At 58.5% G+C, this 13,998-nt stretch carries 14 protein-coding genes, 1 pseudogene and 1 riboswitch; of the genes and pseudogenes, 9 read left to right on the plus strand and 6 right to left on the minus strand.

Annotated elements, in window-relative coordinates; all coding sequences use genetic code 11:
- The first annotated feature begins 201 nt into the window (after positions 1–201).
- Both purH and purD read left to right on the plus strand, forming a co-directional pair.
- Positions 202–1,791, plus strand: a complete 1,590-nt coding sequence (gene purH / locus UTM25_RS01585; RefSeq protein WP_061716167.1) for a bifunctional phosphoribosylaminoimidazolecarboxamide formyltransferase/IMP cyclohydrolase — start codon at positions 202–204, stop codon at positions 1,789–1,791.
- Between the two features lie 15 nt (positions 1,792–1,806).
- A complete protein-coding gene (purD, locus tag UTM25_RS01590) occupies positions 1,807–3,099 on the plus strand; it encodes a phosphoribosylamine--glycine ligase (protein WP_045357745.1) in 1,293 nt (430 codons plus the stop codon).
- An 88-nt stretch (positions 3,100–3,187) separates the two neighbouring features.
- On the opposite strand, the gene UTM25_RS01595 is transcribed toward purD, so the two are convergent.
- The 6 genes from UTM25_RS01595 to nudC form a co-directional block, all read right to left on the minus strand.
- Positions 3,188–3,880, minus strand: coding sequence for a DUF1481 domain-containing protein (locus tag UTM25_RS01595; RefSeq protein WP_023309981.1), 693 nt, complete (start codon positions 3,878–3,880; stop codon positions 3,188–3,190).
- A gap of 11 nt (positions 3,881–3,891) precedes the next feature.
- Complete coding sequence (gene hupA / locus UTM25_RS01600; protein WP_002445246.1) at positions 3,892–4,164, minus strand: nucleoid-associated protein HU-alpha; 273 nt, start codon at positions 4,162–4,164, stop codon at positions 3,892–3,894.
- 186 nt (positions 4,165–4,350) lie between these two features.
- On the minus strand, positions 4,351–4,941 hold the full coding sequence (locus UTM25_RS01605) for a YjaG family protein (protein ID WP_023309980.1): 591 nt from the start codon (positions 4,939–4,941) through the stop codon (positions 4,351–4,353).
- 41 nt (positions 4,942–4,982) lie between these two features.
- Complete coding sequence (gene nfi, locus UTM25_RS01610; RefSeq protein ID WP_194401718.1) at positions 4,983–5,654, minus strand: deoxyribonuclease V; 672 nt, start codon at positions 5,652–5,654, stop codon at positions 4,983–4,985.
- Between the two features lie 9 nt (positions 5,655–5,663).
- Entirely contained in the window at positions 5,664–6,728 is a 1,065-nt protein-coding gene (hemE, locus tag UTM25_RS01615) for a uroporphyrinogen decarboxylase (RefSeq protein WP_194401717.1), read from the minus strand.
- A 38-nt stretch (positions 6,729–6,766) separates the two neighbouring features.
- A complete protein-coding gene (nudC, locus tag UTM25_RS01620) occupies positions 6,767–7,540 on the minus strand; it encodes an NAD(+) diphosphatase (RefSeq protein WP_045357738.1) in 774 nt (257 codons plus the stop codon).
- 95 nt (positions 7,541–7,635) lie between these two features.
- Here nudC and UTM25_RS01625 point away from each other — a divergent pair, with 95 nt between their 5' ends.
- The 7 genes and pseudogenes from UTM25_RS01625 (at position 7,636) to thiH (ending at position 13,737) form a co-directional block, all read left to right on the plus strand.
- Entirely contained in the window at positions 7,636–8,133 is a 498-nt protein-coding gene (locus UTM25_RS01625; protein ID WP_023309976.1) for an Rsd/AlgQ family anti-sigma factor, read from the plus strand.
- Between the two features lie 54 nt (positions 8,134–8,187).
- A riboswitch (TPP riboswitch) is annotated at positions 8,188–8,299 on the plus strand.
- Positions 8,300–8,377: 78 nt separating this feature from the next.
- Positions 8,378–10,186: a phosphomethylpyrimidine synthase gene (thiC, locus tag UTM25_RS01630; RefSeq protein WP_320714190.1), complete on the plus strand. Its 1,809-nt coding sequence runs from the start codon at positions 8,378–8,380 to the stop codon at positions 10,184–10,186.
- Complete coding sequence (thiE, locus tag UTM25_RS01635; protein WP_109846695.1) at positions 10,186–10,827, plus strand: thiamine phosphate synthase; 642 nt, start codon at positions 10,186–10,188, stop codon at positions 10,825–10,827. Before thiC ends, thiE begins: the two co-directional genes overlap by 1 nt.
- Positions 10,814–11,545: pseudogene (locus UTM25_RS01640) on the plus strand (HesA/MoeB/ThiF family protein); the annotation flags it as partial. The gene thiE and the pseudogene UTM25_RS01640, both read left to right, overlap by 14 nt.
- Before the next feature lie 95 nt (positions 11,546–11,640).
- Complete coding sequence (gene thiS / locus UTM25_RS01645) at positions 11,641–11,841, plus strand: sulfur carrier protein ThiS (protein WP_121425955.1); 201 nt, start codon at positions 11,641–11,643, stop codon at positions 11,839–11,841.
- A gap of 1 nt (position 11,842) precedes the next feature.
- Positions 11,843–12,613, plus strand: coding sequence for a thiazole synthase (gene thiG / locus UTM25_RS01650; RefSeq protein ID WP_194401715.1), 771 nt, complete (start codon positions 11,843–11,845; stop codon positions 12,611–12,613).
- Positions 12,610–13,737 (plus strand): 2-iminoacetate synthase ThiH, encoded by a 1,128-nt coding sequence (gene thiH, locus UTM25_RS01655; RefSeq protein ID WP_194401714.1) that lies wholly within the window; start codon positions 12,610–12,612, stop codon positions 13,735–13,737. The genes thiG and thiH overlap by 4 nt, the downstream gene beginning before the upstream one ends.
- The last annotated feature ends 261 nt before the right edge of the window (positions 13,738–13,998 follow it).

Consider the following 13,998-nt stretch of genomic DNA (forward strand, 5'->3'; position numbering starts at 1 on the left):
AGCAAAACCCCGCCTTATACCTTTTTACACACAGACTTATCCACAATGATACGAAAAAGTGAAAATGTGCGAGCGTTGCGCAAACGTTTTCGTTAAAATGCTCGCGCTTAATAAGGATGCCCCGTCAGGTGTGTTAGATGAGTTTTTCGCAGGAAAATTCATCTAACGCTCTCTGTAATCGTGAAATCCAGGGGATTTACCATGCAACAACGTCGTCCAGTCCGCCGCGCTCTGCTCAGTGTTTCTGATAAAGCCGGTATCGTCGAATTCGCTCAGGCACTTTCCGCACGCGGTGTGGAGTTGCTTTCTACAGGCGGTACCGCTCGCCTGTTAGCAGATAAAGGTCTGCCGGTAACCGAAGTGTCCGATTACACCGGTTTCCCGGAAATGATGGATGGACGCGTCAAAACCCTGCATCCGAAAGTGCACGGCGGTATTCTTGGCCGTCGCGGTCAGGACGACGCCATTATGGAACAGCATGACATCGCCCCAATCGACATGGTTGTCGTTAACCTCTACCCGTTTGCCCAGACCGTAGCCCGCGAAGGCTGTTCTCTGGAAGATGCCGTAGAGAATATTGATATCGGCGGCCCAACCATGGTGCGCTCCGCGGCCAAGAACCATAAAGATGTGGCCATCGTCGTAAAGAGCAGCGATTACGAAACCATTATTAATGAGATGGATGCCAACGAAGGGTCACTGACTCTGGAAACGCGTTTCGACCTCGCCATCAAAGCCTTCGAGCACACCGCGGCGTACGACAGCATGATCGCCAACTACTTCGGTAGCCTGGTGCCTGCTTACCACGGTGAAAGCAAAGATCCTTCTGGCCGTTTCCCGCGCACCCTGAACCTGAACTTCATTAAGAAGCAGGATATGCGTTACGGCGAGAACAGCCACCAGCAGGCAGCCTTCTATATAGAAGAAGAGGTAAAAGAAGCCTCTGTTGCGACTGCCCAGCAGGTTCAGGGCAAAGCGCTCTCCTATAACAACATTGCCGACACCGACGCCGCGCTGGAGTGCGTGAAAGAGTTCAGCGAGCCGGCCTGCGTTATCGTCAAGCATGCGAACCCATGCGGCGTTGCGGTGAGCACCTCTATTCTGGATGCCTACGATCGCGCCTACAAAACCGACCCAACCTCTGCGTTCGGCGGCATTATCGCCTTCAACCGCGAGCTGGATGCTGAAACCGCACAGGCCATCATCTCCCGCCAGTTCGTTGAAGTGATCATCGCGCCATCGGCATCCGAAGAGGCGCTGAAAATCACCGCGGCGAAACAGAACGTACGCGTGCTGGTTTGCGGCCAGTGGGCAGAACGCGTGCCGGGCCTGGACTTCAAGCGTGTGAACGGCGGCCTGCTGGTTCAGGACCGCGATCTGGGTATGGTGACAGAAGCCGACCTGCGCGTGGTAACCAAACGTCAGCCGACCGAACAGGAACTGCGTGACGCGCTGTTCTGCTGGAAGGTCGCGAAGTTCGTCAAATCCAACGCCATCGTCTACGCCAAAGAAAACATGACTATCGGGATAGGCGCAGGCCAGATGAGCCGCGTTTACTCCGCGAAAATCGCGGGCATTAAAGCAGGCGATGAAGGTCTGGAAGTAAAAGGCTCCGCCATGGCTTCTGACGCCTTCTTCCCGTTCCGTGACGGTATCGACGCGGCAGCCGCTGTAGGGATCACCTGCGTGATCCAGCCTGGCGGCTCAATCCGCGACGACGAAGTGATTGCCGCCGCCGACGAACACGGCATTGCGATGATCTTCACCGACATGCGCCACTTCCGCCATTAATTCCCGGAGCAGAAAATGAAAGTATTAGTGATTGGTAACGGCGGACGCGAGCACGCTCTGGCTTGGAAAGCGGCGCAGTCTCCGCTGGTGAAAACAGTCTTCGTAGCACCGGGCAACGCCGGTACCGCGCTGGAACCCGCGCTGCAAAACGTGGCTATCGGCGTGACCGATATCCCGGCGCTGCTGAGTTTTGCCCAGAGCGAGAAAATCGATCTGACGATTGTGGGCCCGGAAGCCCCTCTGGTGATTGGCGTGGTGGATGCGTTCCGCGCGGCGGGTCTGACAATCTTCGGGCCAACGGAAGGCGCCGCGCAGCTGGAAGGCTCCAAAGCCTTCACCAAAGATTTCCTCGCGCGTCACAACATCCCGACGGCGGAATATCAGAACTTCACCGAAGTGGAGCCAGCCCTGGCCTACCTGCGTGAAAAAGGCGCGCCGATTGTCATCAAGGCCGACGGTCTGGCCGCTGGTAAAGGCGTTATCGTCGCGATGACCCTCGAAGAAGCAGAAGCCGCGGTTCAGGATATGCTGGCGGGCAACGCCTTTGGCGATGCGGGCCACCGCATCGTGATCGAAGAGTTCCTCGACGGTGAAGAAGCGAGCTTTATCGTGATGGTCGACGGCGAGCACGTTCTGCCGATGGCCACCAGCCAGGATCACAAGCGTGTGGGTAATGGCGATACCGGCCCGAATACTGGCGGAATGGGCGCTTACTCCCCCGCTCCGGTAGTGACTGACGAAGTCCACCAGCGCACCATGGATCGCGTCATTTGGCCAACCGTGAAAGGGATGGCGGCGGAAGGCAACACCTACACCGGTTTCCTCTACGCGGGTCTGATGATTGACAAGCAGGGTAACCCTAAGGTCATCGAATTCAACTGCCGCTTTGGCGATCCGGAAACGCAGCCCATCATGCTGCGCATGAAATCCGATCTGGTGGAACTGTGTCTGGCAGCCTGCGAAGGCAAGCTCGACGAGAAAACCTCAGAGTGGGACGAGCGTGCGTCTCTGGGCGTGGTGATTGCTGCAGGTGGTTATCCAGGCAACTACAACACCGGGGATGAAATCCACGGCCTGCCGCTGGAAGAGATTGACGGTGCGAAGGTGTTTCATGCGGGTACGAAGCTGGCTGACGACGATCGCGTCCTCACCAACGGCGGACGCGTGCTGTGTGCAACCGCGCTGGGCCATACCGTGGCAGAAGCGCAGAAACGCGCCTACGCGCTGATGGCGGATATTCACTGGAACGGCAGCTTTAGCCGTCAGGATATCGGTTATCGTGCGATTGCGCGCGAGCAGGGCGAGTAATTTCACACCCTCACCCTCTCCTTCAAGGGAGAGGGGATCGTTCGTAGGCCGGATAAGCGTTAGCGCCATCCGGCTTAACCCACAGAACTCAGAAACTCTTCTCTGTCGGCTGCCAGGTGCAGAAGTCTTCGTTCGCCACCAGCAGCAGCTGAGAGCCTTCCGGCGCTTCCAACCACGCCACACTCACCTCCATTGATGAATGACGCTGACGACGTTGTATGTGTTCGGTTGCCCAGGATTCGAGCTCGGGCTTGACCGTCTGTCCTTCGCAGGTTGTCACCGTCCCATCGGCATGCCAGCGCCCCTGGCGCAGCACAACGCGTCCCAGACGAAGCGCATCGCTGGTCTGGCGGATTTGTTCGGCACGATAACGGTAGAGGGCGATTTGATCGCTGGAAAGCTGCTGTTTTTGACCGCTGACTTCGCGCTGCATAAAGCTCAGCTCGCCATGATCGTCAAAACGCACTTTCACGTGTTCGGGGGTCTTGCTGTAGACGTTCAGTTCAATCAGCGACAGGTCATCTCCCTGCCAGCGATATTCCGCAGTCGATGTATTGCCGTTATGCCACGGGCTGAAGGCAGAAAGCAGATGCACTTCGCCGCCGGAATCTTTGCGCCAGATCCTGACCGCGCCCTGGTTATCCGCGTAGCCGCTGGCGGTAAACGGCGGCAGGGAGGTGTCGTGGCTGCAGGCTGACAGCAGCAGCATGCCTGCCAGCGCGAGCGTTCCACGCCAGAAAGACAAAAGGGGCGTTACCGCCCCTTCGCTAAAACTGTTCACTGCCACGCGTCTTACTTAACAGCGTCTTTCAGTGCTTTACCAGAAACAAATGCCGGCACGTTAGCTGCGGCGATTTTGATTTCTTTACCGGTCTGCGGGTTGCGGCCAGTACGCTCAGCGCGGTGGTTCACTTTGAAGGTACCGAAACCAACCAGTTGCACAGCATCGCCTTCTTTCAGAGACTCAGTAATAGCAGCCAGGGTAGATTCCAGAGCAGCTTTAGCCTGCACTTTAGACAGATCAGCCTTGTCCGCAATTACATCAATCAGTTGAGTCTTGTTCATAAGTTATCCTTTCAATGTGTTTATCGCTTGCTAAGCATCGAGTGCGACGAAAATGCCAAAAAAGCACTCTCCTGCATACACGCACCGATAGCCACTTTTTTTCGCCCCCCAAATGTAGACCAGACAAGGGGCGAAAGGGAAGAGTCGAGGAGCGACAAAACGGGCGTTATCTCAAGTTTTATTGTCTCATTGGTTAAAAATTATACCAATATTGCTCTCACCAGCCTCTCGTAAGTCCGCGCGCAGCCCTTTTATCAGCTCAATATCGCGTTCTTCACACTCTGCCAGCAGGCGGAAAATTTCCCACTGAATGTCCCATTCTTGCTCAACCGCCGGGTTCGCACGCAGCTCTTCGTCGGTCATCTCGCGGCCTTCCTGGGTCATTTCCAGCATCGCGACGGTCGTAATAGACGCCTTACTGACTTCAATTGCGTGCTCCAGCGTTTCACCGCTCAGACGGGAGTGAAGCAGTTCGCTTAACGCCACGCAGGCATCAATCGCCGGGTAGACACCGTACAGGTCAAAATCATCCGCAGCCGGAATCGCCTCTTCCAGCTTTTCCAGCTGGGAGTCGAAGTTCACCTTTGCGTCTTTTACCGTCAGCGTTTCCCAGATCAGATCCAGAATGCGGCGGTAGATATGGCCATCACCAAAGCCCGTCTCCTTACAGAACGCGGCATAGTTGGGATACATGCGCTCGCACAGGCAAGCCATAAACGTCACGTGCTGCCAGCTTTCAAGTTTCTCAAGGCGCAGGTGAATCGGGTTTTGTAGCATGATGATCTCTCGAATCGAAAATTAGGCGCAGTTTACCTGAATCATCGCTGAATTTCCTGCCAACGAACAAAAGCCGGACGCGAAGAGGCCACGGCGTCTGCCCAGCGCGTCGGCTCCGGCAAGCGGTAGCCCTTCATGCAGCGCTGCACCCACGCCAGGGCGCTGTCCATGCTCACCCGGTGCCCGGAGGCGATAAAGAGCGGGTTGCAGCGCGCCTTGCTGCGCCAGACCCACGCTAGCTGCTCGCCTTTATGGACAAGCGGCGCCAGCGCGCCCGGCTCGGCTGAAAGAGGTTCAAACGCGCCGCACAGGCGTTTCTTGGCAACGCCAATGGTCGGCACATCCACCAGTAGCCCAAAGTGGCTGGCAACGCCTAAACGGCGCGGGTGTGAGATACCGTGTCCATCGACAAAAAGCAGGTCAGGTTTTTGCGAGAGCTGCTCCCACGCTGCCAGCAGCGCGGGATACTCGCGGAAGGAGAGAAAGCCCGGAATGTACGGCATGGTGGTCGCGATACGCGCAACCTTGTACTCCACCAGCTCAAGCGAAGGGTATTTCAGTACCACCATCGCCGCTCGCGTCACTTCCCCACCCTGCTCGAATCCGACGTCTGCTCCGCCAATGTACTGCGGAGGATCTTTATCCAGACGATCCTCGCGGATCACCGATGATGCCAGTTCGATTTGTTGAGCGCGTAGCGACGCGAGATCCATAATCACTCCTTACTTGTGATACTGGGTAGAAAGCCGATGCACCGCCTCCACAAATACGCCTGCGTGTTCTGGCGGCACATCCTGATGAATGCCGTGGCCGAGGTTAAAGACGTGGCCTTCACCCTGGCCGAAACCAGACAGTATAGTCGACACTTCTTCTTCAATGCGGGCTGGCGGCGCATAGAGCATGGACGGGTCCATATTGCCCTGCAGCGCCACTTTGTCGCCCACGCGACGGCGCGCATCGGCGATATCGGTGGTCCAGTCGAGGCCCAGCGCGTCGCAGCCGGTTGCCGCCATCGCTTCCAGCCACTGACCGCCACCTTTGGTGAACAGCGTCACCGGCACGCGGCGGCCTTCGTTTTCACGCAGCAGGCCATCAACGATTTTGTGCATGTAGTACAGGGAGAACTGCTGATAATCGCGCCCGGTCAGCACGCCGCCCCAGGTATCGAAAATCATCACCGACTGCGCACCGGCCTTAATCTGCGCGTTCAGATAGAGGGTGACGCTCTTCGCCAGCTTGTCGAGCAGCGCATGCAGGGCCAGCGGCTCGGCGTACATCATCTTTTTAATCATGGTAAAGGCTTTGCTGCTGCCCCCTTCCACCATATAGGTCGCCAGCGTCCACGGGCTGCCGGAGAAGCCAATCAGCGGCACTTCACCTTTCAGCTCGCGGCGAATGGTGCGCACGGCGTTCATCACGTAGCCCAGCTCGCCTTCCGGATCGGGGATCGGCAGCTTATCCACATCGGCTTTGCTTTTGATTGGGGAGGTGAAACGCGGGCCTTCGCCGGTTTCGAAGTACAGGCCAAGGCCCATTGCATCCGGAATGGTCAGAATATCCGAGAAGAGGATCGCAGCATCCAGCGGGAAGCGGCGCAGCGGCTGGAGCGTCACTTCGCAGGCCAGCTCGGCGTTTTTGCACAGCGACATAAAATCACCCGCCTGCGCGCGCGTGGCTTTGTACTCCGGGAGATAGCGTCCCGCCTGGCGCATCATCCACACCGGGGTGACATCAACGGGCTGGCGCAGCAGCGCACGCAGATAACGATCGTTCTTCAGTTCGGTCATTTTTGCAGTTCCTTAAGCGTCATGGCCTCAGTGTAACACTACTCATACTCGGCCCGACACATCGCCACGGTATCTTCTATCAGGCGACGCGCCACGGTGCCCGGCGGAGGCAACAGCGGTAGATCGTCGTAGCGATACCAGTTCGCGTCCAGAAGCTCTTTCTGGTCGATAACGATCTCGCCGCTGTCGTATTCGGCCATAAATGCCGTCATCAGCGACTGCGGGAACGGCCACGGCTGGGAGGTGACGTAGCGCAGGTTCTTCACTTTGATCCCGCTCTCCTCCATTACCTCGCGCGCCACCGCCTGCTCCAGCGTTTCGCCCACCTCGACGAAGCCGGCCAGCACGGTGTGAATGCCGTTGCGATGGCGGGTATGCTGCGCCAGCAGGATGGAATCCTCCCGGCGGATAGCGACGATAATGCACGGCGCAATCTGCGGATAGTAGCGTTCGCGGCAGTGGCTGCAGAGCATCGCCCACTCGGTTTTGCTCGGGCGCATGGTATGACCACAGTAGCCGCAGTATTTATGCGAGCGATAAAACTCAGCCAGCTGCACGCCGCGCCCCGCCAGCTGGAACAGCCCCACGTCCAGATCCAGCACCTGGCGCACGGATCCCATATCCTGGCGGCGGGGCTGTTGGATCAACCACACGGGCTCACCCTGCCACTCGCCGATCTGTAGCGCTGGCTGGCCAACGAGATCGAACGCCTCAGCTGCACCGTAGGGGATTTCCCCGGCAGGAAGCCATAATTTTTGTTCGTGACTGACGATCCACCAACCAAGATCTGATTTTTCAATAATACGATCCATATCTATTGCACTACCTTCGCTTCACTGACATGTTGTTAGCATTGTGGTTACATTCTGGATAAGCAGATTCAATCCTACATTTTGCGGAGTCGACCATGTTAAACCAGCTGCAAAGCCTGACTGAGCGCGTTAGAGGAAATAACAAACTGGTGGATCGCTGGCTACATGTACGCAAGCATCTACTCGTGGCTTATTACAATCTGGTCGGTATTAAGCCTGGCAAAGAATCGTTTATGCGACTGAATGAAAAAGCGCTGGATGATTTTTGTCAGGGCCTGGTCGACTATCTGTCCGACGGCCATTTCAATATTTATGAACGCATTATCCGCGAAATGGAAGGGACAACGCCGTATTTAGCGGCCAGCAAGCTCTATCCGCTTCTGGAAGCTAACACCCAGCAGATCATGGATTACTATGATTCCGCGCTCGAGAACGCTATCGACCACGATAACTATCTTGAGTTTCAGCAGGCGCTATCCGACCTCGGTGAAGCGCTGGAAGAGCGATTCACGCTGGAAGATAAGCTGATCGCCCTCGTGCTGGATAATGATTTGAACATCAGTAACGAAGAGAACGTCGCGCGCCCTGCTTGAGTTCTTCATCGTTAACGAGTAATTTACAACCATTCGCCCCTCTCACGAGGGGGATTTTTCTTGTCGGAGTGCCCAGCGCCTGAAAGCGCGGGCTGAGACCGTTAATTCGGGATCCGCGGAACCTGATCAGGCTAATACCTGCGAAGGGAACAAGAGTCACACTGCTGTTGTATCGCCTGAGGGCGATCCTCTCTTGCTTCATCCGTCGTCTGACAAGCCATGTCCTTCACTTTTGGAATGAGCTATGTCTACTGCAAAACTGACCCGCCGCGAACAGCGCGCACAGGCCCAACACTTCATCGACACGCTGGAAGGCACCGCTTTCCCGAACTCGAAACGCATCTACATTTCCGGCTCGCAGGCCGATATCCGCGTCCCAATGCGCGAAATTCAGCTCAGCCCGACGCTTATCGGCGGCAGCAAAGATAACCCGCAGTACGAAGACAACGAAGCCGTGCCGGTGTATGACACCTCCGGCCCGTACGGCGATCCTGATGTTGCCATCAACGTCCAGCAGGGTCTGGCAAAGCTGCGCCAGCCGTGGATTGACGCGCGTAACGACTGCGAAGAGCTGAGCGTCCTGAGTTCTGCATACACTAAAGAGCGCCTGGCCGACGACGGTCTGGACGAGCTGCGCTTTACCGGCCTGCTGACGCCAAAACGCGCTAAGGCGGGCAAATGCGTGACCCAGCTGCACTACGCGCGCCGCGGCATCGTCACGCCGGAAATGGAGTTCATCGCCATCCGCGAAAACATGGGTCGCGAGCGCATCCGTAGCGAAGTGCTGCGCTATCAGCATCCGGGTGAAGGCTTTGGCGCTCGCCTGCCGGAGAACATCACGCCGGAGTTTGTGCGTGACGAAGTGGCCGCAGGCCGCGCGATTATCCCCGCCAACATCAACCACCCGGAATCCGAGCCGATGATTATCGGTCGCAACTTCCTGGTGAAGGTCAACGCTAACATCGGTAACTCGGCCGTCACCTCCTCCATCGAAGAAGAGGTGGAGAAGCTGGTCTGGTCCACTCGCTGGGGTGCGGACACGGTAATGGATCTCTCCACCGGCCGCTATATACACGAAACCCGCGAATGGATCCTGCGTAACAGCCCGGTACCGATTGGCACCGTCCCGATTTATCAGGCGCTGGAAAAGGTCAACGGCANNGTGCTGCTGCGCTACGTGCCGATGACCGCGAAGCGCCTGACCGGCATCGTCTCGCGCGGCGGTTCCATCATGGCGAAGTGGTGCCTGTCCCATCACCAGGAAAACTTCCTCTACGAGCACTTCCGCGAAATTTGCGAAATCTGCGCTGCCTACGACGTATCACTTTCTCTGGGTGACGGCCTGCGTCCGGGCTCTATTCGCGACGCGAACGACGAAGCGCAGTTTGCCGAGCTGCACACGCTGGGCGAGCTGACTAAGATCGCCTGGGAGTATGACGTGCAGGTGATGATTGAAGGTCCGGGACACGTGCCGATGCAGATGATCCGCCGCAACATGACCGAGGAGCTGGAGCACTGCCACGAAGCGCCGTTCTATACCTTGGGGCCATTGACCACCGATATTGCACCGGGCTATGACCACTTCACGTCGGGCATTGGGGCGGCGATGATCGGCTGGTTCGGCTGCGCCATGCTCTGCTACGTGACGCCGAAAGAGCACCTCGGCCTGCCAAACAAAGAGGATGTGAAGCAGGGGCTGATCACCTACAAAATTGCCGCCCACGCGGCGGATCTGGCCAAAGGCCACCCGGGCGCGCAAATCCGCGATAACGCCATGTCGAAGGCACGCTTTGAATTCCGCTGGGAAGACCAGTTCAACCTGGCGCTGGACCCGTTCACCGCCCGCGCCTATCACGACGAGACCCTGCCGCAGGAGTCAGGTAAAGTCGCGCACTTCTGCTCTATGTGCGGGCCAAAATTCTGCTCGATGAAAATCAGCCAGGAGGTGCGCGACTACGCCGCCGCGCAGACCATTGAAGTGGGTATGGCGGACATGTCTGAGACCTTCCGCGCCAAAGGCGGCGAAATCTACCTCAAAAAAGAGGAGGCGTAATGTATAAGCCCGATTTCCCGTCCGTCCCCTACCGTTTAGGGCTCTATCCGGTGGTGGACAGCGTGGAGTGGATAGAGCGCCTGCTGGAGACAGGCGTTCGAACGATCCAGCTGCGCATCAAGGATAAACGCGACGACGAGGTGGAAGCCGATGTGGTTGCCGCCATCGCGCTGGGGCGTCGGCATAACGCCCGTCTGTTTATCAACGACTACTGGCGGCTGGCCGTTAAGCACCAGGCGTACGGCGTGCATCTGGGTCAGGAGGATCTGGAAACAACGGATCTTAGCGCTATCCGCGAAGCCGGGTTGCGTCTTGGCGTTTCAACACACGATGACATGGAGATCGACGTGGCGCTGGCGGCCCGTCCCTCTTACATCGCGCTGGGTCACGTCTTCCCGACGCAAACCAAACAGATGCCCTCCGCACCGCAGGGGCTGACGCAGCTGGCGAGTCACGTTAAACGCCTTGCCGATTACCCCACCGTCGCCATCGGCGGAATCAGCCTTGAACGCGCCCCGGCGGTGCTGGAGACCGGCGTCGGCAGTATCGCCGTCGTCAGCGCCATCACCCAGGCCGCAGACTGGCGTCTCGCCACCGAACAGCTGTTACAGCTGGCAGGAGCGGGTGATGAACGATCGTGATTTTATGCGCTATAGCCGTCAGATCCTGCTGGAAGATATCGCCATCGACGGGCAGCAAAAGCTGCTCGCCAGCCGGGTGCTAATTGTCGGTCTGGGCGGGTTAGGCGCGCCCGCCGCGCTTTATCTGGCAGGCGCAGGTATCGGTACGCTGGTACTGGCCGACGACGACGAGGTTCACCTCAGCAACCTGCAGCGACAAATCCTCTTTACCACCGAGGATATCAACCAGCCGAAAGCGCAAATCACCCGGCAGCGCCTGAACCAGCTCAACCCGGATATCGTGCTGATTGCCCTGCAGGATCGGCTCAGCGGCGAAAGCCTGCGCCGTGAGGTCGCCCTGGCCGACGCGGTGCTGGACTGCACGGACAACATGGCGACGCGCCAGGCGATTAACGCCGCCTGCGTGGCAAATAATACGCCGCTTATCACGGCCAGCGCGGTGGGTTTCGGCGGGCAGATGATGGTCCTGACCCCGCCGTGGTCGCAGGGCTGCTATCGCTGCCTGTGGCCGGATGATGCAGAGCCAGCGCGCAACTGCCGTACGGCGGGCATTCTTGGTCCGGTGGTCGGCGTAATGGGCACGATGCAGGCGCTGGAAGCCATCAAGCTGCTCAGCGGCATGGAGACGGAACGCAATACGCTGCGGCTGTTTGATGCCCGCTCCAGCGGCTGGCGCCATCTGGCCTTACACCGCGCCAGCCGCGGCCCGGTATGCGGAGGNNCGGGGGGGGGGTGGTTCGCGCCCCCCCCCGGGGGGGGGCCCCTTGGGCCCAAACCCCCCCCCCCCCCCCTGCCCGGTATGCGGAGGTCGCGATGCGCATTCTGTTTAACGATGAGCCGATGAGATGCGACGACGGGCTCACCGTTGCGGTACTGCTCGACAAGCTGCGTCAGCTCAGGCCGGGAACGGCGCTGGCGCTCAATCAACAGATCCTGCCGCGCGAGCAGTGGGAACATCAGCAGGTCAATGACGGCGACCAGATCCTGCTGTTTCAGGTTATCGCAGGGGGCTGAGATGTTACGTATTGCCGATAAAGTCTTTGATTCACATCTGTTTACCGGAACCGGAAAATTCGCCTCGCCGCAGCTGATGGTGGATGCCATTCGCGAAAGCGGCAGCCAGCTGGTGACGCTGGCGCTCAAGCGCGTGGATCTGCGTCATCACAGCGACGCCATTCTGGCGCCTTTACTGGAGGCTGGCGTCACGCTGCTGCCCAACACCTCCGGTGCCAAAACGGCCGAAGAGGCGATTTTTGCCGCGCAGCTGGCCCGCGAGGCGCTCGGCACCCGCTGGCTGAAGCTGGAAATTCATCCTGACGCCCGCTGGCTGCTGCCCGACCCTATCGAAACGCTGAAAGCGGCTGAAAAGCTGGTGCAGCAAGGGTTTACCGTCCTGCCTTACTGCGGCGCCGACCCTGTCCTGTGCAAACGGCTGGAAGAGGTCGGCTGCGCCGCCGTCATGCCGCTGGGCGCCCCCATTGGCTCCAACCAGGGGCTGGAAACCCGCGCGATGCTGGAAATCATTATTGAGCAGGCTACCGTACCGGTGGTGGTTGATGCGGGCATCGGCGTGCCCAGCCATGCCGCGCAGGCGCTGGAGATGGGTGCCGACGCGGTGCTGGTCAATACGGCCATCGCGGTTGCCGACGATCCGGTCATGATGGCGCGTGCGTTCCGCATGGCCGTAGAGGCTGGCCTGCTGGCAAGGGAGTCCGGTCCCGGCTCGCGCAGTTTCCAGGCGCAGGCCACCAGCCCGCTGACCGGTTTTCTGGAGGCGGTCTCATGAGCACGTTTACCGAGCGCTGGCGGCAGCTTAACTGGGACGACATTGCCCTGCGCATTAACAGTAAAACGGCGGCTGACGTGGAGCGCGCGCTGCATGCCCGCCATCTGACCCGCGAGGATCTGATGGCCCTGCTCTCCCCGGCGGCCAGCGCATACCTCGAACCGATGGCCCAGCGAGCGCAGCGGCTCACCCGCCAGCGTTTTGGCAACACGGTGAGCTTCTACGTGCCGCTTTATCTCTCAAACCTGTGCGCCAATGACTGCACCTACTGCGGTTTTTCCATGAGCAACCGCATCAAGCGTAAAACGCTCGATGAAGGTGAGATTGCCCGCGAGTGCGCGGCTATTCGTGAAATGGGCTTTGAACATCTTCTACTGGTCACGGGCGAACATCAGGGAAAGGTGGGAATGGACTATTTCCGTCACCACCTTCCCGCCATTCGCCGTCAGTTCGCGTCGCTGCAGATGGAAGTGCAGCCCCTGGCGCAGGAGGAGTATGCGGAGCTCAAAACCCTCGGGCTGGACGGGGTCATGGTCTACCAGGAAACCTACCACGAGGCGACGTACGCCCGGCATCACCTGAAGGGCAAGAAACAGGACTTCTTTTTCCGGCTGGAAACGCCGGACAGGCTGGGTCGCGCGGGGATCGACAAAATCGGTCTGGGGGCGCTGATCGGGCTTTCTGACAGCTGGCGTGTGGATTGTTACATGGTGGCGGAACATTTGCTCTGGCTTCAGCAGCACTACTGGCAGAGCCGTTACTCCATCTCCTTCCCGCGCCTGAGACCCTGCGCGGGAGGGATTGAACCGGCTTCGCTGATGGATGAACGCCAGCTGGTGCAGACCATCTGCGCGTTTCGCCTGCTCGCCCCGGAAGTGGAATTATCGCTCTCAACGCGTGAGTCCCCGGCGTTTCGCGATCGCGTTATCCCGCTGGCGATTAACAACGTCAGCGCGTTTTCCAAAACGCAGCCTGGCGGCTACGCCGACGATCGTCCGGAGCTGGAGCAGTTTGTGCCGCATGACGGACGACGTCCGGAAGCGGTCGCCGCAGCCCTGACGGCGCAGGGTCTTCAGCCTGTCTGGAAAGACTGGGACAGCTGGCTGGGAAGAACCTCGCAATGACGTTGAAACGCACTGCAACATCATAAAAAATTGTCGAGGCGCTACGAAAAGGCAAAACCGGATGATTGTCAGCGATCGTCCGGTTTTTTATTGTCACACGGTCAGCAACGGATGCTGACCAGGGCGAAAAGCTTCTTCCTCGTTTCGCCCTGCCTCTGGTTCATTGCACAAACGCCCCCAGCCGGTTGAATAAGCATTTTCTTAATGGTTCTTAAGATAAATCATCCCGTCAGAAATCGTGTGCCGTATAATTCACCGCTA

Origin of the sequence: Enterobacter sp. 61D5, from assembly GCF_034107965.1 — a bacterium.
GTDB lineage: Bacteria > Pseudomonadota > Gammaproteobacteria > Enterobacterales > Enterobacteriaceae > Enterobacter > Enterobacter cloacae_M.